The following is a 1,519-nucleotide window of genomic DNA, read 5'->3' on the forward strand; positions in this document are numbered from 1 at the left end:
CTGCTCGCCGGGCGGCACCACGGCGGCGGCGATCCGGCGACTCGAGGCCGGGGGCTTCCGGTCCGCGGTGGCGGACGCCGTGGAGGCGTCGGCCACCAGGTCGATGGAACTGGCCCGTGCAGCGCAGAAGGCCGAGGACGACGAGCGGGACGACTGACCCGCCTCCGGGCATCGCCCGCTGCGCTCCACGCGCCCCACACGTCCCGCCAGGTGAGAGAACGGCCACCTGGCGGGACGTCGCATTTAGCACAAGCCCTGTTCAGGGTGGGTCAGGCCGCGGTCGGGCGGCGTGTCGTCAAAGTTATTTGCCCACTCCCGTCGCATTGATCACACCCTTCACGCTAGGCTCATACCCAGCACGTGCGTGTCCGTACCGCAGGAGGGGAAGCCTGCGGCACGACGCGTGCCACGAAGGGTTGTGAGATGGCGACTACCGACAAGACCGAAGGCGGCGCACAGGCGGCGGGGGGTTCCCAGTTCCTGACCGTTGCCGAGGTCGCAGCGCTCATGCGCGTGTCCAAGATGACGGTCTACCGGCTCGTCCACTCGGGCGAGCTGCCCGCGGTGCGGGTGGGGCGGTCGTTCCGCGTGCATTCCAAGGCGGTCCACGAGTACCTGGACACGTCGTACTTCTCCGCCGGCTGACCCGCTCCGGGTCGGCCCCCGGGCCCGTTTTCGTCGCGGCCCCACCTGCGGGTAGTCTGGACGGGTTCCGTACCGGCTTCCGAGCCCGCTTAGATGCCGGAACGCAGTAAGCCCGCTGTAAGGCCCCAGACCAGTAGTCGACAGGTAGGTGACCCCCGATATGGGTTCTGTGATCAAGAAGCGCCGCAAGCGTATGTCCAAGAAGAAGCACCGCAAGATGCTCCGCCGGACGCGCGTGCAGCGTCGCAAGCTCGGTAAGTGAGTCCGGCGGCGCCTCGATAGCGCCCGGACTCACGCCCGTAGCAGATGCCCGTCACCCGCAAGTGGTGGCGGGCATCGGTGTGTCGCGGGGTGTGTGTAGCAGCACGTCCGGGGTACGCGGACCGGGCGACGGACCGGGGGGGTCCACGGCTACAGTGGTCTGGGTGAACCCCGAAGCACCAACCCGTCGGCCCGCCCGGGCTGTCGCCGTCGTGGGCGGGAGCCGATACCTCGGCGCCCACCTCGTGGGGATGCTGCTCCGGTCCGAATCCGTCGAGCGCGTCCTGGCCATCGACTCCGTCAAACCGTCGCCGCAGCACCGCCGTCGGATGAGGGACGCCGAGTTCGTCCGCCTCGACCCGCAGTCGCCGCGCCTCCAGGGCATCCTGCGCGATGCCGGCATCGACACCGTCGTCCACGCCGGACTGCACCACACCGACTTCGCCCCGGGCGGCCGTGCGGCCGTCAAGGAGGCCAACATCATGGGCTCGATGCACGTGATCGCGGCCTGTGGGCGGGCCGCGACCGTCAAGCGGTTCGTGTTGATCTCCTCGACCACCGTCTACGGCTCCTCGGGCGTGGACCCGGCCATGTTCACCGAGGACATGGCGGA

At 69.4% G+C, this 1,519-nt stretch carries 4 protein-coding genes; all 4 read left to right on the forward strand.

Going from position 1 to position 1,519, the window contains the following annotated elements:
- A partial coding sequence (locus tag G6018_RS14745) for a pyrroline-5-carboxylate reductase dimerization domain-containing protein (protein ID WP_277817784.1) occupies positions 1-157 on the forward strand: 157 nt, incomplete at its 5' end.
- Positions 158-423: 266 nt separating this feature from the next.
- Positions 424-645, forward strand: a complete 222-nt coding sequence (locus G6018_RS14750; RefSeq protein WP_017837771.1) for a helix-turn-helix domain-containing protein — start codon at positions 424-426, stop codon at positions 643-645.
- A gap of 160 nt (positions 646-805) precedes the next feature.
- The gene (locus G6018_RS14755; protein WP_003855542.1) at positions 806-907 is read left to right on the forward strand and encodes an AURKAIP1/COX24 domain-containing protein; all 102 of its coding nucleotides are present in this window, start codon (positions 806-808) and stop codon (positions 905-907) included.
- A gap of 163 nt (positions 908-1,070) precedes the next feature.
- Positions 1,071-1,519: NAD-dependent epimerase/dehydratase family protein (locus G6018_RS14760; RefSeq protein WP_347237876.1), on the forward strand; the 449-nt coding region annotated here is incomplete at its 3' end.

It is taken from the genome of Dietzia sp. DQ11-44, from assembly GCF_014145205.1.
Lineage (GTDB): Bacteria > Actinomycetota > Actinomycetes > Mycobacteriales > Mycobacteriaceae > Dietzia > Dietzia natronolimnaea.